Origin of the sequence: Tepidimonas alkaliphilus, assembly GCF_007556595.1 — a bacterium.
In the GTDB taxonomy this organism is placed as follows: domain Bacteria; phylum Pseudomonadota; class Gammaproteobacteria; order Burkholderiales; family Burkholderiaceae_C; genus Tepidimonas; species Tepidimonas alkaliphila.
The window spans coordinates 184,203-198,017 of record NZ_VJNB01000003.1; the positions used below are offsets into that span (position 1 = coordinate 184,203).

Sequence of the window (13,815 nt, forward strand, 5' to 3'; positions counted from 1 at the left end):
CGCGCGCTCAGGTCGCGCGGGTGTGCTTCTCGATGAGCTGCCGGGCGGTGTCGAGCAGGTCGCGCCCGTTGAAGCCGCGCCGATCCATCTCTTGCACCCACTCCACCTCGACCTGGCGCGCCTTGCGGCGAAACTCTTGCGCCTGCGCCAATTCGATGGTGTGGATGCGGTTGCCGCGCTGCTGCGCCTGCTGGCGCGCCGGCGCATCCCCGCCCTGCTGCGTGCGGCCCATGAGGGCCGAGGTCTGCGGCCCCGAGTTGGCGTCGATCACCTTCCTCAATTCCGGCGGCAGCGACGCGTAGCGCGCCTTGTTCATCGCCATCACGAAGGTGGTGGTGTAGAGCGCGCCGCCCTTGGGGTCGAACTCGCTGTGATACTGCACGAGCTCGTGCACCTTGATGGAGGGCACCACTTCCCACGGGATGACGCACCCGTCGATCACGCCTTTGGACAGCGCATCCGGAATTTGCGGCAGCGGCATGCCCACGGGAGTGGCGCCCAGATAGCCCAACATTTTGGTGATTGGTCGCGTGGGGCCGCGCATCTTAAGGCCACGCAGATCGTCAGGCTGCGTGATGGGGCGCGACTTCACGTGAAACACCCCAGGCCCGTGCACGTGCAGCGCGATCAGGTGCACATCGCGAAACTCATCCGCAGCCTTGGTCTGGACGTAGTCCCAAAAGGCGCGCGAGGTGGCCTCGGCGTTCGTCATCATGAATGGCATTTCAAAGACCTCGCTGCGCGGAAAACGCCCCGGCGTGTTGCCGGGCAGTGTCCAGACGATGTCCACCACGCCATCTTTGGCTTGATCGTAAAGCTGCGCCGGCGTGCCCCCCAGCTGCATCGCCGGGTAGCCCTCAAACTTGATGCGCCCGCCCGACTCGCGCTCGACCTTGTCCATCCACGCTTTGTGCATATGAAGCCAGACGTTGGAGGTGGGCGACATGAAGGTGTGAAATTTCAGCGTCACGCTGGCTTGGGCCAGGCCCACCAGGGCGGGGGCGCCAAGAGCGGCGGCGGCTCCCGATTGAATCAGGGTGCGACGGCGAATCATGGTGCACACACTCCTTGCGACGTCGAGATGGATTGCGTTCAGGCCCTCGATCGGCGCCTGCTGCGCGGCGATTCGATCGAGAACCCACCGCAAGGTTGCAGTGTAGCCCTGCAGGGCCCGGATCCACCCGCCAAGCGACACCGCCGACACGGCGATGCGACAGCCCGCACGCCAACGGCTGCGCTAGACTGCTCGGGGGAATGTTGGCGGCAGTTTCCGGGCCAGACAGCAGGGGTTGGTTGCATCGATGAAGCTTTACAACTACTTTCGTTCCGGCACTTCGTTTCGCGTGCGCATCGCGCTCAACCTCAAAGGGCTGGACTACGACTACGTGGCGGTGCATCTGGCCAAGGGCGAGCAGCACGGCCCCACCTACCGGGCGCTCAGCCCCGACGGGCTGGTGCCGCTGCTGGAGCTGGAGGGCGAGCCGCAGCCGCTGCGGCTGAGCCAATCGATGGCCATCATCGAATACCTGGACGAAGTGTTCCCCGAGCCGCCGCTGCTGCCGCGCGATCCGCTCGGGCGCGCGCGCGTGCGGGCGCTGGCGCAGACGATCGCCTGCGAGATTCACCCGATCAACAACCTGCGCGTGCTGAAGTATCTGGCCGGGCCGCTGGCCCTGTCGGAGGCGCAGCGCGCCGAGTGGTACAACCATTGGGTGATGGAGGGGCTGCGCATCTATGAGCGCCGCCTTCAACAGCTGGCTGAGGAGCGCGCGCGGCAAGATCTGCCGCCGTCGGTGTACTCGTACGGTGACACGCCGACGCTGGCGGACTGCTGCCTGGTGCCGCAGATCGTCAACGGGCGCCGCTTCGGCCTGGAATACGACGGCATCCCGTTGACGCTGGCGGTCTATGAGCGTTGCATGCAGCTGGAGGCGTTCCAGCGCGCCCACCCGAGCCGCTGCCCCGATGCCGAGTGAGATCCCGCCTCCGCGCTGGCAGACGCTGGGGCCGCTGCCGGGCGTGGCGGCGGATCTCGGCCCCGGCGCGCGCGGCTGGGTCAGCACCCGCAGCGGCGGCGTCTCCGCCGGCCCGTGGGCGTGGCTGAACCTGGGCGACCACGTTGGCGACGAGCCTGCGGCGGTGGCGGAGAACCGCCGTCGGCTGACCGTCGCGCTCGGAGTGCGACCCGTGTTTTTGCGCCAAGTGCACGGCTGCGCTGTAGTGCGGGTTGACGATGCCACGCCCGACGGCATCGAGGCCGACGCCGCCTGGACCGACGCGTCCGGCGTGGCCTGCACGGTGCTGGTGGCCGACTGCCTGCCGGTGCTGTTGGCCACCGCCGCCGGCGAATCGGTGGCGGCGGCGCACGCCGGCTGGCGCGGGCTGGCCGGGCAGGGCGGCCGCGGCGTGCTGGAGGCGCTGGCCGAAGCCTGGCCGGCGGTGCGCGACCCAGCGGCGCGGGCCGCCTGCCGCGTCTGGATCGGGCCGGCAATCGGACGCGCGGCATTCGAGGTCGGCGACGAGGTGCGGCGCGCCTTCGTGGAGGCGGCTCGCGACGATGCGTTGGCATTCACTCCTTCGCCGCGCACGCCGGGGCGCTGGCTGGCGGACCTGGCGTGGCTGGCGCGCGCGCGGCTGCACCGGCTCGGCTTTGGGAATGTCGGCGGCCACGACGGCAGCGCGATCTGGTGCACCGTCTCACAGCCGACGGTCTTTTTCTCGCACCGGCGCGACGCGGCCCGGCTCGGCGCCAGCGGTCGCATGGCCGCTTGCGTTTGGCGCGCCTGACGTGGGATCGGCGGCGGCTTGCGCCTGCGCGGCGCGCCGCGCCGCCTTGCGCCGCAGCGGGCTGCCGGCGATATAAACGAACAGCGCCATCGGCAGCAGCCCGTAGCCCAGCGCCACGCGCAGCGCGGCCCCGATGCCGCCGTCCGCCGCCCCGGCGGTGGCCAGGGCCATCAGCAGCACCACGTAGCCCCAAGCCAACAGCACCACCAGCACCATGCGCGATCACTCCTGCCGCGGCGACGCCAACGCCACCAGCACAATGGTAGCCCGAGCGGCGCCTCGGTGACATTCTTGGTCTTCAGCCGTGACACAGCCACAACACCGTCATCGTTGTGACCCTGGGAAACGTTAAGATGTGCAACAAAACGCAACACCGAACTAAATATCCCCACGATCGCAGAGGAGACCGTCGCCATGGCCGACCAACCCCACTCTGAGCCTTGGATGGCTTGGGCGCAACAGGCCTGGCAGCCGTGGCTGACGCCTTGGGGATGGTGGGGCGAGACGGCTCAGGAGTTGACAGCGTTGTCGCAACTGCTGCGTCATTTGAGCGGGCAGCCGCTGCAGCTGGATGCGGCGCAGTGGCTGCAGATTCAGCAAGATTATTTGCGCGAGCTCACGCAGCTATGGCAGCAGGGCCCGCACGTCAAGCCCCCGGCGGACAAACGCTTTGCCGCTGAAGCTTGGGCGCGCAACCCTTTGGCGGCCTTCCAGGCGGCGTGGTATTGGCTGAATGCCCGCACCCTGATGCGCATGGCCGAAGCCGTGCAAGCCGACGCCAAAACCAAAGCGCGCCTTCGCTTTGCGGTGCAACAATGGATGGATGCCAGCGCTCCGAGCAATTTCTTGGCCTTCAACGCCGAGGCGCAGCAAAAAGCGCTGGAGACGCATGGCGAAAGCCTGGCGCGCGGGGTGCTAAACCTGCTGCACGATTTGCAGCGCGGTCAAATCTCCATGACCGATCCCCAAGCCTTTGAAGTGGGGCGCAACGTCGCCGCCACCGAAGGGCAGGTGGTGTTTGAAAATGATTATTTTCAGCTGATTGAATACAAGCCGTTGACGGCGCGCGTGTTCGAGCGGCCTTTTTTGGTGGTGCCGCCGTGCATCAACAAATACTACATTCTTGACCTGCAGCCAGAGAATTCGTTTTTGCGCTACGCGGTGGAGCAGGGGCACCGAACGTTCGTCATCAGCTGGCGCAACCCCGATGCCACGCTGGCGCAGGCCACCTGGGACGACTATATCGAGCACGCCGTCATCCGCGCCATCGACGTCGTGCGCGAAATCGGCAAGGCCGACACCATCAACACGCTGGGCTTTTGCGTCGGCGGCACGATGCTGGGCACGGCGCTGGCGGTGCTGGCCGCGCGCGGGCAGCGCAAGGTGCAAAGCGTCACCTTTTTGACCACGCTGCTGGACTTTTCCGACACCGGCGTGCTGGATGTGTTCATCGACGAGGCCAGCGTGCGCATGCGCGAACTGCAGTTCGCCCACGGCGGCCTCATGCCCGGGCGCGATCTGGCGCTGACGTTTAACTTTTTACGCCCGAATGACTTGGTCTGGAATTACGTGGTGGGCAATTATCTGAAAGGGGAGACGCCGCCGCCGTTTGACCTGCTGTTTTGGAACAGCGACAGCACCAACCTGCCCGGCAAGTGGTATGCATGGTATCTGCGCCACACTTACCTGCAAAATGAACTCTGCCAGCCCGGCAAGCTCACCGTCTGCGGCGCACCGGTGGATCTGGGCGCCATCGACATCCCGGCCTACATTTATGGCTCGCGGGAAGACCACATCGTGCCGATCGGCGGCGCCTACGCCACCACGCGCCACCTCGGCGGGCCGATGCGCTTTGTGATGGGCGCCTCGGGCCATATTGCCGGCGTCATCAACCCCGCTGCCAAAGGCAAGCGCAGCTTTTGGACGGGGCCCGAAGGGCGCTTCCCCGAATCGGTGGACGACTGGATCGCGGCGGCCACCGAGCACAAGGGCAGCTGGTGGACCGACTGGGCACCGTGGATGGCAGCGCACGGCGGCCGCCAGATCGCAGCCCCGCGCAGCTACGGCAACCGACGCTACCGCCCCATCGAGCCGGCGCCGGGGCGCTACGTGCGCGTCAAGGCCGATGATGCGCTGGCGACGTTGGTGGGTCGGCGCACGGGCCAAGCTTCTCCCCATCCCTAAGCGAAAGGATGAATGCGATGGACGATATCGTGATTGTCGGCGCGGTGCGCACCGCCATCGGCAAGTTTGGCGGCACGCTGGCCAAGACCCCCGCGATGGACTTGGGCGCCACCGTGATCCGCGCCCTGCTGGAACGCACCGGCGTGCCGGCGGAGCAGGTCGGCGAGGTCATCATGGGCCAGGTGCTGGCGGCCGGCTGCGGGCAGAACCCGGCGCGCCAGGCGGCCATGAAGGCGGGCGTCCCGAAGGAGACGCCGGCGCTGACCATCAACGCCGTGTGCGGCTCGGGCCTGAAGGCCGTGATGCTGGCCGCGCAGGCCATCGCCTGGGGCGACAGCGAGATCGTGATTGCCGGCGGACAGGAGAACATGTCGCTCGCCCCGCACGTGCTGATGGGCAGCCGCGAGGGCCAGCGCATGGGCGACTGGAAGATGATCGACTCAATGATCGTCGATGGCTTGTGGGATGTCTATCACCAGTATCACATGGGCATCACCGCCGAAAACGTCGCCAGGGCGCACGGCATCACGCGCGAAATGCAAGACGCCTTTGCGCTGGAAAGCCAGCGCCGCGCCGCCGCCGCGCAGGACGCCGGCAAATTCAAGGACGAGATCGTGCCGGTGACGATCCCGCAGCGCAAGGGCGATCCGATCGTTTTCGATGCCGACGAATACATCAATCGCAAAACCAGCGCCGAGGCGCTGGCGGGCTTGAAGCCTGCCTTCGACAAGGCCGGCACGGTCACCGCCGGCAACGCCAGCGGCATCAACGACGGCGCGGCTGCCGTGATGGTCATGAAGGCGAGCAAGGCCGCGCAGCTCGGCCTCCAACCCCTGGCGCGCATCGCCAGCTTTGCCACCAGCGGGCTGGATCCGGCCACGATGGGCATGGGCCCGGTGCCCGCGTCGCAGAAGGCGCTGGCGCGCGCCGGCTGGTCGGTGGCCGACGTCGATCTGTTCGAGCTGAACGAGGCGTTTGCGGCCCAGGCGTGCGCGGTCAACCAAGCCCTGGGGGCCGATCCGGCCAAGGTCAACGTCAACGGCGGGGCCATCGCGCTGGGCCACCCGATTGGCGCTTCGGGCTGCCGCGTGCTGGTCACGCTGCTGCATGAGATGCAGCGCCGCAACGCCCGCAAGGGCCTGGCCGCGCTGTGCATTGGCGGCGGCATGGGCGTGGCGTTGACGGTGGAGCGCTAAGGGCAAGCCGCCGCGATGCGGCGGCGGCCTTTTTCATCCGATTTGCCCGACCTTTCGAAAGAGGAGACATCAGGATGGCTCAACAACGCGTGGCTTACGTCACCGGCGGCATGGGCGGCATCGGCACCGCCATCTGCCAGGCGCTCTACAAAGCGGGTTTCAAGGTGATCGCTGGCTGCGGCCCAACGCGCGATTACCAAAAGTGGCTCGATGAGCAAAAGGCGCTGGGTTACACCTTCTACGCCAGCGTCGGCAACGTGGCCGACTGGGACAGCGTTGTGCAGGCGTTTGCCAAGGCCAAGGCCGAGCACGGCCCGATCGACGTGCTGGTCAACAACGCCGGCATCACCCGCGACCGCATGTTCGTCAAAATGACCAAAGAAGACTGGGATGCGGTCATCAGCACCAACCTGACCTCGCTGTTCAACGTCACCAAGCAGGTGGTGCCGGACATGATCGAGCGCGGCTGGGGCCGCATCATCCAGATCTCCTCGGTCAACGGCGAGAAAGGCCAGGCCGGCCAGACCAACTACTCGGCGGCCAAAGCCGGCATGCACGGCTTCACGATGGCGCTGGCGCAGGAGCTGGCCTCCAAGGGCATCACGGTCAACACCGTCAGCCCCGGCTACATCGCCACCGACATGGTCAAGGCCATCCGCCCGGATGTGCTGGAAAAGATCATCGCCCAGATCCCGGTCAAGCGATTGGGCGAGCCGCATGAGATCGCCTCCATCGTCGCCTGGCTGGCCAGCGACGAAGCGGGCTTTGCCACCGGTGCGGACTTTTCCATCAACGGCGGGCTGCACATGGGCTAAGCCGCTGCCGCCAAGGCGGGCCAGCAATCGGCGCGGCTCGCCCAGGCAGGCGGTCATTTCGACTGTGCGGCGCGGCGGTGGATAATCGCGGCCCCATGAGTGAGCCGCTGGTTTCGAGGGCGTGGAGCCCGTGGCGCCTGAGCGTGGCGCCGATGATGGAATGGACCGATCGCCACTGCCGCTGGCTGCACCGGCAGCTGACGCGGCACGCGCGGCTCTACACCGAGATGGTCGCCACCGGCGCGCTGCTGCACGGCGACGTCGCGCGCCATCTGGCCTTCGACCCGGTCGAGCATCCGGTGGCGCTGCAGCTGGGGGGCAACGACCCACGGGAGCTCGCGGTCTGCGCCCGCATCGGCGAGGCGTGGGGCTACGACGAGATCAACCTGAACTGCGGCTGCCCCAGCCCGCGCGTGCAGCGCGGGGCCTTCGGCGCCTGCCTGATGGAGCATCCGCGGCTGGTGGCCGACTGCGTGCGCGCGATGCGCGATGCGGTGCGCGTGCCGGTGACGGTCAAACACCGTATCGGCATCGACCGGGTGGAGGACTACGCCTTCGTGCGCGACTTCGTCGGCACCGTGGCTGAAGCTGGCTGCGAGGTCTTCATCGTGCACGCGCGCAACGCCTGGCTGGATGGCTTGAGCCCCGCCGAAAACCGCACGGTGCCGCCGCTGCGCTACGAGGTGGCGCACCGGCTCAAGCGCGACTTCCCGCAGCTGACGATCGTCGTCAACGGCGGCCTTGCCACCGACGCGCAGGTGCGCGAGCAGCTGATGCAGGTCGATGGGGTGATGGTAGGGCGCGAGGCTTACCACAACCCGTGGTGGCTGGCGTCGTGGGATGCCGCGTACTTCGGGTCAACGACGCCTGCTCTCGATCGCGACGAGATCGAAGCACGCATGGTTGAATACATGGAGCGCGAGGGCCCGACGCTGCCGGGCGGCTGGTACGCGATCGCGCGCCACATGCTGGGCCTGCGCCATGGCCAGCCCGGGGCGCGGCGCTGGCGCCAGGTCTGGAGCGATCACCGGCTCAAGGCCCTGCCGCCGCGGGAGGTGGCGCGCCGCGCCAGGGAAGCGCTGCAAGGCGGCGCGCGCCGCGTCGCCACAGCTCACGCGGGCGCCAACGCAGCCGGATAACCCGGGGCGCCTGCGCCGCCCCGGCGCGCCAAGCTCAAATTGCCGCCTGCAGCCCGTTGGCGAAATGACGGCGCACCGCATCCACAGCGGCTTGGCGATCGCGCGCTTGCAGCGCCTGCAGGATCGCACGATGCTCCGCCAGGGACTCCGCCACGCGTCCTTCCTTGGCCAGCGAGGCATGGCGGTGCAGCTTCATGACCTTGCGCAGATCCAGCACCAGCTGCTTACGCCAGCGGTTACCGCCCAAATCCAAAACGCGTAAGTGAAACGCCTCGTTGAGTTCGAAGAAGCGCTCGCGCGAGCCGTGTTGCGCGTGGTCGGCGGCGGCTTCCAGCTCGGCGTGCAGGCGCGCCAGTTCGGTGAGCTCCTCGTCGGTGGCGCGCCAGCAGACCGCTTCGGCGGCATCGGCTTCCAGCAGCGCCAGCAGCTCATACACCTCGCGCAAATCTTGCGACGACACTTCGGTCACGTAAGCGCCGCGGCGCACTTTCATCGTGACCAAGCCCTCAGCGGCCAACACCTTGATCGCTTCGCGCAGCGGCGTGCGGCTGATGCCCAGCTCCTGCGCGATCTTCATTTCGTCGATCCAGGCGCCGGGCGGCAGCTCCCGATTGAAAATGCGCTGCCGTAGGCGGTCGGCCACCTCTTCATACAGCGCGCGGGCTTGCAACGGGGTGGCGTTCATGGGTGCGGATGATACGACAGCCGCAGCATGCGTTATCCATAATTATGAATGCGCTATACTGGAACGCGATCGCCGCTCACCGAATCCGAAACAGCTGGTTGGGGTCGATTGGCCGCGTCCTGTGCGGCATTGCGGGCCGCGACCTTCGAAGCATGCAAGCGCCATGAGTCACCCGCACGAACCGTTTCGTCAAGCCACGCTGGCCGACTGGGAAGAGGCCGCGCGCAAGTCCCTCAAAGGCGCGCCGCTGGAGAGCCTGAACTGGGTCACCCCGGAGGGCATCACGGTCAAGCCGCTCTACACCGCGGCTGACATCCGCGATCTGCCTTACACCGACACGCTGCCGGGCTTTGAGCCGTTCATTCGCGGGCCGCAGGCGACGATGTACGCGGTCAAGCCGTGGACGATCCGCCAGTACGCCGGCTTTTCCACCGCCGAGGAGTCCAATGCCTTCTACCGCAAGGCGCTGGCCGCCGGCGCGCAGGGGGTCAGCGTCGCCTTCGACCTGGCCACGCACCGCGGCTACGACAGCGACAACCCGCGCGTGGTGGGCGACGTCGGCAAGGCGGGTGTGGCCATCGACAGCGTGGAGGACATGAAGATCCTGTTCGAGGGTATTCCGCTCGACAAGGTCAGCGTCTCGATGACGATGAACGGCGCGGTGCTGCCGGTGCTGGCCGGCTACGTGGTGGCGGCCGAGGAGCAGGGCGTGCGCCAGGACCAGCTCTCCGGGACCATCCAGAACGACATCCTCAAGGAGTTCATGGTCCGCAACACCTACATCTATCCGCCGGAGCCCTCGATGCGCATCATCGGCGACATCATCGAGTACACGGCGCGGCACATGCCGAAGTTCAACTCGATCAGCATCTCCGGCTACCACATGCAGGAAGCTGGCGCCAACCAGGCGCTGGAGCTGGCCTTCACGCTGGCCGACGGTAAGGAGTACGTCAAGACGGCGCTGGCCAAGGGGCTGGACGTCGACGAGTTCGCCGGGCGGCTGAGCTTCTTCTGGGCGATCGGGATGAACTTCTACCTCGAGATCGCCAAGATGCGCGCCGCGCGGCTGCTGTGGTGCCGCATCATGAAGGGCTTCGGCGCCCAGAACCCCAAGAGCCTGATGCTGCGCACCCACTGCCAGACCAGCGGCTGGTCGCTGACCGAGCAGGACCCCTACAACAACATCGTGCGCACCACCATCGAGGCGATGGCGGCGGTGTTCGGCGGTACGCAGAGCCTGCACACCAACAGCTTCGATGAGGCGATCGCGCTGCCGACCGAGTTTTCGGCCCGCATCGCGCGCAACACGCAGCTGATCCTGCAGGAGGAGACGAACATCACCCGCGTCATCGACCCCTGGGGCGGCAGCTACATGATGGAGGCGCTGACGCAGCAGATGGCCGACAAGGCGTGGGCGATCATCGAGGAGATCGACGCCATGGGCGGCATGACGCGCGCGGTGCAGAGCGGCTGGGCCAAGCTCAAGATCGAGGCCAGCGCCGCCGAGAAGCAGGCGCGCATCGACAGCGGCAAGGACGTCATCGTCGGCGTCAATAAATATCGTCTTGAAAAAGAGGATCCGGTCGAAATCCTGGAAGTGGACAACCTCAAGGTACGTGAGGCGCAGATCGCGCGGCTGCAGCGCCTGCGCGCCACGCGCGACGCCGCCGCGGTGCAGCGCGCGCTGGAGGCGCTGACCGAGTGCGCCCGCACTGGGCAGGGCAACCTGCTGGCGCTGTCGATCGAGGCGATGCGCGCGCGCGCCACCGTCGGCGAGGTCTCCGATGCGCTGGAGAAGGTCTTTGGCCGCCACCGCGCCGACACGCAGAAGGTCACCGGGGTGTACGCCGCCGCCTACGACAGCGCCGAGGGGTGGGAAAAGCTCAAGGCCGAGATCGCCGCCTTCGCGGAGGAATTTGGCCGCCGCCCGCGCGTGATGATCGCCAAGCTCGGCCAAGACGGCCACGACCGCGGCGCCAAGGTGGTGGCCACGGCCTACGCCGACCTCGGTTTCGACGTGGACATCGGCCCGCTGTTCCAGACCCCGGAGGAGTGCGCGCGCCAGGCGATCGAAAACGACGTGCACGCGGTGGGCATCTCGACGCTGGCGGCCGGGCACAAAACCTTGGTGCCCGCGTTGATCGAGGCGCTGCGCCAGCATGGCGCCGACGACATCATCGTCTTTGTCGGCGGCGTGATCCCGCGGCAGGATTACGAATTTCTCTACGAGGCTGGCGTGCAGGGCATCTACGGCCCCGGCACGCCGATCCCGGCCAGCGCCAAGGACGTGCTGGAAAAGATCCGTGCCAGCCTGCAGCGGCAGTCCAGCTGAGACCGGGGCCATGACCGGTTCGCCTGACGATCCGACCGGGCTGCTGGCGGCCCTGCTCGGCGGCGCCCCGATGGCACGGCGCCGCGCGATGGCCAAGGCCATCACGCTGCTGGAATCGACGCGCCCGGACCACCGGCGCCAGGCCGACGCGCTGCTCAACGCGCTGCTGCCCTACACCGGCCGGGCTTGGCGGCTTGGCATCAGCGGCGTGCCGGGGGTCGGCAAGAGCACCTTCATCGAGGCGCTGGGCCTGCACCTGGTCGGCCGCGGCCACCGGGTCGCGGTGCTGGCGGTGGATCCGAGCAGCAGCGTCTCCGGCGGCTCCATCCTCGGCGACAAGACGCGCATGGAAAAACTCTCCGTGCACGAGCGCGCCTTTATCCGGCCCAGCCCCAGCGGCGGCAATCTCGGCGGCGTGGCGGCCAAGACGCGCGAGGCGATACTGGTCTGCGAGGCCGCTGGCTACGACGTCGTCATCGTCGAGACGGTCGGCGTCGGCCAGAGCGAAACCGCCGTGGCCGACATGACCGACCTGTTCTGCGTGCTGCAGCTGCCCAACGCCGGCGACGACCTGCAGGCGATCAAGAAGGGCATCATGGAGCTGGCGGATCTGATCGTCATCAACAAGGCCGACCTCGACCCGGACGCCGCCACGCGCGCGCAGGCGCAGATCACCTCGGCGCTGCGGCTGCTGGGGCTGCATGGCCGCCCGGATGCCGCGCATGGCGAGGCGGGCGGCTGGACACCCCGCGTGCTGCAGCTCAGCGCCCTGCAGGCCAGCGGCATCGAGGCGTTTTGGCAGGCGGTGCAGGAGTATCGCGCCCTGCAGGAGGCCAGTGGCCGCCTGACGCAGCGCCGTCAGCGCCAGGCGCGCGCCTGGATGTGGGAGCGCATCGACGCCGGCCTGCGCGAGGCGTTCGCCCGCCACCCGGCGGTACGCGCGCGTCTGCCGGCGCTCACCGATGACGTGCTGGCCGGCCGCGTCGTCGCCTCGGTGGCCGCGCGGGAGCTGCTGGCCTGCTTTGAGGTCGGGGCCAACGGCGACCCCGGCCAGGGTTCTTTTCCACGAGCGGCGACGGCGCCGACCCCCTGATGGCGCCGCCGCCCTTGAGCCGATTTCCCTAGGAGCCCACCACCATGCACGACATCCTCGAACAGCTGGAGCGCAAGCGCGCCGCGGCCCGCCTGGGCGGTGGCCAGCGCCGCATCGACGCCCAGCACGCCAAGGGCAAGCTGACCGCGCGCGAGCGCCTGGAGGTGCTGCTCGACGAAGGCAGCTTCGAAGAATGGGACATGTTCGTCGAGCACCGCTGCACCGACTTCGGCATGGCCGAGCAGAGGATCCCCGGCGACGGGGTGGTGACCGGCTACGGCACCATCGACGGGCGGTTGGTGTTCGTCTTCAGCCAGGACTTCACCGTCTTCGGCGGTGCGCTGTCCGAGGCGCACGCCGAGAAGATCTGCAAAATCATGGATCAGGCGATGAAGGTCGGCGCCCCGGTCATCGGTCTGAACGACTCGGGTGGTGCGCGCATCCAGGAGGGCGTGGCCAGCCTCGGCGGCTACGCCGAGGTGTTCCAGCGCAACGTGCTGGCCTCCGGCGTCATCCCGCAGATCAGCGTCATCATGGGGCCGTGTGCGGGCGGGGCGGTCTATTCGCCGGCGATGACGGACTTCATCTTCATGGTGCAGGACACGTCCTACATGTTCGTCACCGGCCCGGACGTGGTCAAGACCGTGACGCACGAGGAGGTGACCGCCGAGGAGCTCGGCGGGGCGCTGACGCACACCACCAAGAGCGGCGTGGCCGACCGCGCGTTCGAGAACGACATCGAGGCGCTGCTGATGGTGCGCCGGCTGTTCAACTACCTGCCGCTGTCCAACCGCGAAAAGCCCCCCGTGCGCAAGAGCGGCGACCCGATCGACCGCGCCGAGCCGAGCCTGGACACGCTGGTGCCGGACAACCCCAACCAGCCCTATGACATGAAGGAGCTGATCCTCAAGACCGTCGATGACGGCGACTTCTTCGAGATCCAGCCCGATTACGCCAAGAACATCATCGTCGGCTTTGCGCGCATGGACGGGCAGACGGTGGGCATCGTCGCCAACCAGCCGCTGGTGCTGGCGGGGTGCCTGGACATCAAGAGCAGCATCAAGGCCGCGCGCTTCGTGCGCTTCTGCGACGCCTTCCACATCCCGGTCATCACGTTCGTGGACGTGCCCGGCTTCATGCCCGGCACCGCGCAGGAATACGGCGGCATCATCAAGCACGGCGCCAAGCTGCTCTATGCCTACGCCGAGGCCACGGTGCCCAAGATCACCGTCATCACGCGCAAGGCCTACGGCGGCGCCTACGACGTGATGGCTTCCAAGCACCTGCGCGGCGACGTCAACTTGGCCTGGCCCAACGCCGAGATCGCCGTCATGGGCGCCAAGGGGGCGGTGGAGATCATCTTCCGCGAGGACAAGAAGGATCCGGCCAAGCTCGCCGCGCGCGAGGCCGAATACAAGGCGCGCTTTGCCAACCCCTTCGTGGCGGCCGAGCGCGGCTACATCGACGACGTCATCCTGCCGCACGAGACGCGCAAGCGCATCTGCCGCTCGCTGGCGATGCTCAAGGACAAGAAGCTTGAGAACCCGTGGCGCAAGCACGGCAACATTCCGCTGTGAGGGCAGG

The 13,815-nt window shown here is 67.6% G+C and carries 12 protein-coding genes; 9 read left to right on the top strand and 3 right to left on the bottom strand.

The features are described 5' to 3' along the window. Positions 1-7: 7 nt before the first annotated feature. A complete protein-coding gene (locus tag Talka_RS04480) occupies positions 8-1,054 on the bottom strand; it encodes a TRAP transporter substrate-binding protein (RefSeq protein WP_143889917.1) in 1,047 nt (348 codons plus the stop codon). A 247-nt stretch (positions 1,055-1,301) separates the two neighbouring features. On the opposite strand from Talka_RS04480, the gene maiA reads away from it, so the two are divergent. Both maiA and pgeF read left to right on the top strand, forming a co-directional pair. Next, complete coding sequence (maiA, locus tag Talka_RS04485) at positions 1,302-1,976, top strand: maleylacetoacetate isomerase (protein ID WP_143889918.1); 675 nt, start codon at positions 1,302-1,304, stop codon at positions 1,974-1,976. Then, positions 1,966-2,787, top strand: coding sequence for a peptidoglycan editing factor PgeF (pgeF, locus tag Talka_RS04490; protein WP_143889919.1), 822 nt, complete (start codon positions 1,966-1,968; stop codon positions 2,785-2,787). The genes maiA and pgeF overlap by 11 nt, the downstream gene beginning before the upstream one ends. Here pgeF and Talka_RS04495 read toward each other — a convergent pair. Further along, the gene (locus tag Talka_RS04495; protein WP_246100572.1) at positions 2,698-3,003 is read right to left on the bottom strand and encodes a hypothetical protein; all 306 of its coding nucleotides are present in this window, start codon (positions 3,001-3,003) and stop codon (positions 2,698-2,700) included. The genes pgeF and Talka_RS04495 overlap by 90 nt on opposite strands. Before the next feature lie 198 nt (positions 3,004-3,201). Here Talka_RS04495 and phaC point away from each other — a divergent pair, with 198 nt between their 5' ends. The 4 genes from phaC (at position 3,202) to dusA (ending at position 8,121) form a co-directional block, all read left to right on the top strand. Beyond that, on the top strand, positions 3,202-4,971 hold the full coding sequence (phaC, locus tag Talka_RS04500) for a class I poly(R)-hydroxyalkanoic acid synthase (protein WP_246100573.1): 1,770 nt from the start codon (positions 3,202-3,204) through the stop codon (positions 4,969-4,971). 17 nt (positions 4,972-4,988) lie between these two features. Beyond that, on the top strand, positions 4,989-6,167 hold the full coding sequence (locus Talka_RS04505; protein WP_143889920.1) for an acetyl-CoA C-acetyltransferase: 1,179 nt from the start codon (positions 4,989-4,991) through the stop codon (positions 6,165-6,167). 74 nt (positions 6,168-6,241) lie between these two features. Further along, the gene (gene phbB, locus Talka_RS04510; protein WP_143889921.1) at positions 6,242-6,982 is read left to right on the top strand and encodes an acetoacetyl-CoA reductase; all 741 of its coding nucleotides are present in this window, start codon (positions 6,242-6,244) and stop codon (positions 6,980-6,982) included. Between the two features lie 95 nt (positions 6,983-7,077). Then, positions 7,078-8,121, top strand: a complete 1,044-nt coding sequence (gene dusA, locus Talka_RS04515) for a tRNA dihydrouridine(20/20a) synthase DusA (protein WP_143889922.1) — start codon at positions 7,078-7,080, stop codon at positions 8,119-8,121. A gap of 34 nt (positions 8,122-8,155) precedes the next feature. On the opposite strand, the gene Talka_RS04520 is transcribed toward dusA, so the two are convergent. Continuing rightward, a complete protein-coding gene (locus tag Talka_RS04520) occupies positions 8,156-8,806 on the bottom strand; it encodes a GntR family transcriptional regulator (protein ID WP_143889923.1) in 651 nt (216 codons plus the stop codon). Between the two features lie 163 nt (positions 8,807-8,969). Between Talka_RS04520 and scpA the strand changes: the two genes are divergently transcribed. The 3 genes from scpA to Talka_RS04535 are packed head-to-tail and all read left to right on the top strand — an operon-like array spanning position 8,970 to position 13,808. Then, positions 8,970-11,138: a methylmalonyl-CoA mutase gene (scpA, locus tag Talka_RS04525; RefSeq protein ID WP_143889924.1), complete on the top strand. Its 2,169-nt coding sequence runs from the start codon at positions 8,970-8,972 to the stop codon at positions 11,136-11,138. Between the two features lie 10 nt (positions 11,139-11,148). After that, on the top strand, positions 11,149-12,231 hold the full coding sequence (meaB, locus tag Talka_RS04530) for a methylmalonyl Co-A mutase-associated GTPase MeaB (protein ID WP_143889925.1): 1,083 nt from the start codon (positions 11,149-11,151) through the stop codon (positions 12,229-12,231). A gap of 44 nt (positions 12,232-12,275) precedes the next feature. Next, positions 12,276-13,808 (top strand): acyl-CoA carboxylase subunit beta, encoded by a 1,533-nt coding sequence (locus tag Talka_RS04535; RefSeq protein WP_143889926.1) that lies wholly within the window; start codon positions 12,276-12,278, stop codon positions 13,806-13,808. Positions 13,809-13,815 lie beyond the last annotated feature (7 nt).